This window comes from Halomonas sp. 3D7M, from assembly GCF_014897885.1.
GTDB lineage: Bacteria > Pseudomonadota > Gammaproteobacteria > Pseudomonadales > Halomonadaceae > Vreelandella.
Genome location: NZ_JABUZF010000152.1, coordinates 1,268 through 5,024 on the forward strand (window position 1 = coordinate 1,268; position 3,757 = coordinate 5,024).

General features: G+C 53.3%; 2 protein-coding genes and 1 pseudogene. 1 reads left to right on the forward strand and 2 read right to left on the reverse strand.

Annotation, left to right across the window (positions count from 1 at the left end; genetic code table 11):
- Positions 1 to 43: 43 nt before the first annotated feature.
- On the reverse strand, positions 44 to 1,030 hold the full coding sequence (locus INT22_RS07325; RefSeq protein ID WP_193067969.1) for a TRAP transporter substrate-binding protein: 987 nt from the start codon (positions 1,028 to 1,030) through the stop codon (positions 44 to 46).
- Between the two features lie 127 nt (positions 1,031 to 1,157).
- Positions 1,158 to 1,865 carry a DUF3581 family protein gene (locus INT22_RS07330; protein WP_193067970.1) on the reverse strand — a complete coding sequence of 236 codons (708 nt, stop codon included), beginning with the start codon at positions 1,863 to 1,865 and terminating at the stop codon, positions 1,158 to 1,160.
- A gap of 107 nt (positions 1,866 to 1,972) precedes the next feature.
- On the opposite strand from INT22_RS07330, the pseudogene INT22_RS07335 reads away from it, so the two are divergent.
- A pseudogene (locus INT22_RS07335) lies at positions 1,973 to 3,757 on the forward strand (hypothetical protein); the annotation flags it as partial.

The window sequence follows — 3,757 nt, forward strand, 5'->3', positions numbered from 1 at the left end:
CTCTTCACAGCGTGCAAGCCCTGATGAAAAACGTTGCAGCATATTACTCGTCACGTAACCGGTCAGCTTCGGCGCGTAACGTTTCTAACATAGGTGCCTTAGGCGCCCAGATGTTTTCCCACTGTGCAATGGCGTCAGAGAAAAACTCAGCATCCGCTTCAACGATGTTGATATCCAAGGCGCGAATTTCCTCTTCCTGAGCGGCATCCTTCTCTTCAAAACCCACCAGCACGTTCTCTAGATGCTCAGCCATCGCAGTATCAATCAGCTCACGATCTTGTTCAGAAAGATCGCGCCATACTCTCCCAGACACGACGCCCACCATAGGGAACATCATATGGTTAGAAATCAGCAGGTTTTCCGCCTGCTCGTAGAATTTCAAAATCAAAATAGAGTCGAAATCCATATCAATGGCATCGACCTGACCGTTAGCCAGCGCGTCATACACTTCTAATAGCGGCATGGGCGCAGGGGCAGCACCCGTGGCCGTATAGAAATCCCGAATGGGCTCGAAAGGGGTAATACGTAAGCGCTGCCCCTGCAGATCGTCGGCGCTTTCAATAGGGTCACGGCTGAGCACTTGGCGCATGCCTACCATGCCGTAGCCAACGCCAATTAAGCCGACTTCTTGTGGCATTAATTCGAGTAGTTCCCCAGCCGCGTCAGAACGCAACAGCCGTGCCGCGTGATTAACGTCATCGACCAAGTAAGGCGCGTATAGTGCGCCAAAATCTGGAATACGGTTGGAAATTTCGGCAATCGTCAAGAAAGCCATATCTAACGCGCCGGTTTGCAGTTGCTGAACCATTTGCGCTTCATTGCCAAGCTGCTGAGCTGGAAAAACACTAACGCTATGCTCACCACCAGAGCGCTCGTTCAGTGTTTGGGCAAAGGCTTCTGCCTCGGTAGACCATAGATGCTGTGCGGGCGTGATAAGACCGAGACGAAAATCCCGCGCCTGAGCACTCATGGCTGAAACGGCAAGCGTAGCTGCTGCGCAGGCAAGCGTAAGCGTTTTGATACGGTTCATGCAAAGCCTCTTGTATCCAGCGGAAGCGCCTAAAGCGCTTCGCGCGTTTTTTTAATTGATAGGCTTTGAGAATACCTTAGCGTTAGCGTTAATGGCACCCACCATTACGCTAACGCAACGACACCACCTACACTGCTTCGTAAGCCGCCTTTAAGCGGTAGAACTCATCAACAATCGCTGCCATTTCAGTCGCGTCGTACTCACATAAGCCACTAACCACTAGTTTCTTCGAGCCCACCCCAACCGCTTCTCCAGCAGACTCAATCGAAAACTCAAGTAAGGCATCGGCACGCTTACCTTGAACCTCTAACGAGGAGCTTGTTAGGGCTAAGTTCGGCGAGAAACCGTCTAGACGCTCTAAGGAAAACCCCATGCTGTCGTAAATAACCAAGGGGCGCTTGGGGTTAAACATTACCCCATGCTGCTCCATCAAAGGCTTTAAGTAGTGAGGAAAATTTTTACCTGAAAACGCCACATAGCAGCGGGCAAACGCTCCAACAGCCGCTTCATCGTGAGTTACCTCTCCGCCACGCGTCACCTGCAGGTAGCACTTGCCCCCTTCATCACAGACAAGTAGATCACCATTCGCTTCTTCACTAAACTTGAGAGGAGTGTCAGCTCCCACCATATTGGTGAAGCGAAATTCCATTTGTCGCGACAACCCAAACTTCACCAGCACCAGTGTAAATAGCAGGTCTCCAGGTACGCAAAAACGGCGCGCATCTGGATTGTGAATCGGGTTGTAATCGCCGGCCACGCCTTTGGCGAAACGGCTGGCCTGCTCAGCAGAGATCACAACATACTCTCCGCGTTGCGCGTAAAAATCCTTGAACATGGCTTTGCTGCCTGCCTAGCGTTGAAATCGAAAACCCATTACGGCCCCACGACGCGCATAATGCCATAAAACACGCGCCGACAGGAGTCATCTGCAAGGAAGCCCGTATGCCAAAAGAGAGCCCTAGGTCAAAACGTCTACTCCGCCTCCTGATAATCACGCTGTTAAGCGCTTTGGTAGCGACATTAGTATGGGTACTTGGCAGTACTTGGCTGCTAAATAGTCAATGGCTACCCAAACGGCTGTCTCAGATTGAGGGGGTCGAAGTGCGCTGGACGAATGCAAACAGTCTGCATCCAGGACGCTGGGAGGTAGAGAACCTTTACTTGGCACGGGAGGACGACAGCTTACCGATATCCGTTGAAGCCCAACGTGCAACGCTTTCGCTGTCGTTACTAGCACTTCTGCGCGGCGAGCTGCACATACAGGCACTCGATGCCAACGGGCTTCGCCGCTTGACCATAGGCGATATTGCTCTCGAGGCACAAGGCCAACTGCAGGTGGCGGATACCCAGTTAAGTCGCGCTGCATTAGCCGTTCCAAGTGTGTCGTTGGATATCAGCCAAGGTCACCTAATACGCCTTAGCGACCAAGCCTCGTTAGTACAAAATATCCAGTTACGCGCAGATGCCTCCCTGAACAGTGTTACTACCGCGCAAATTCCCCGCGAAGCGCTTACCGCTGAACTGCTCAGCGCCCTGTCTGCACAACTGACCATCGCGGCGCAGGCAGATGCCTGGGATGTATTTATGCCCTACCTAGAAGCGCTGCCCTGGCTGACACTTGATGGTCACGGCAACTTAACGGGTGAACTTAACCTAAGCGATGGCAAGCTACAGCGTGGTAGCGAGCTAACCTTAAATGCCCCCGAATTGCGCTTAGCGGTGAACGAACAGCGCCTGCAACCCCGGGAAACAGACAACCTGCGTTGGTTGGTTGCAGAAACACCGCCTCCGCTCCACACCGCCATTGGTGAAGGCGCCGTGCGTTTGGCGGTAGAAGACAATGAGCTCAACTTTTCAACGCAACTCATCAATGTCGTCTTGGCGGATACCCACCCTTATGCCTCCAATACGCAACTTCACCTAGCGACCAGCATGCCCAATCAACGCCTAGACCAGCTAGACCTGCCCACTGGCGCCTCGCTGGAACTACAGGGCGACGTCACTCGTCTGGACATGCTTGATCGCTATCTGGCACACACCTTTGACGGCCAAGGGGTTCGGCTTGAAGGTAACGGTCAAATTGAAGCTAGCGTGACGCTTCGTGACGCCAAGCCTTATGACGCCTTTTTAGCGATTCAAGCACCAACACTTGCGGCTAATTTAGTTGATTTCACGGCTCAAGGAAGCGGCTCGTTGGCCGCACAACTGTCGAACGAAGAGACAATAGACGCGACACTCACCTTCACTGACGCCACCCTTAGCCACCATCAGCGAACGTTGATGGCGGACGCGGCCATTACGTTGAATGCGCTTAGCCCACTGAACCCAGCGCTAGCGCGAGAAAACGCCACTGCCCGCCTAACCTGGCAGTCCGCGCGGTTACCCGACATTAGCGTGTTACAAACTTATCTTAAAGCCGCCCTGCCCGACCCTGCCCCATTGCAATTGCTTAGCGGCCAAGCGACTAGCCGTGGGCAGCTCGACTTCACCACCGATCAAATGCGCGGTGAGATCTTTTTAACAGGAGAGCAACTAGCCACCCGCTGGCAACACACTGAACAGAACGGCGTACTGGAAAGCGACGCACAGCTTAGGTTAGCCATTCGCCAAGCCGCTCTTGATGGCACAAGGCTTGATATCAGCGGTTCACGCCTACGCTGGCAAGTGGCGGATACGCAGTCTACCAACGAGCGATTAGAGAGTATTTTAGTGCTCAATGACGGCCGT

Bases quoted from the DNA above. Each gene is read 5' to 3' on its own strand.
- INT22_RS07325 (WP_193067969.1), bottom strand. From the start codon at position 1,030: ATGAACCGTATCAAAACGCTTACGCTTGCCTGCGCAGCAGCTACGCTT.
- INT22_RS07330 (WP_193067970.1), bottom strand. From the start codon at position 1,865: ATGTTCAAGGATTTTTACGCGCAACGCGGAGAGTATGTTGTGATCTCT.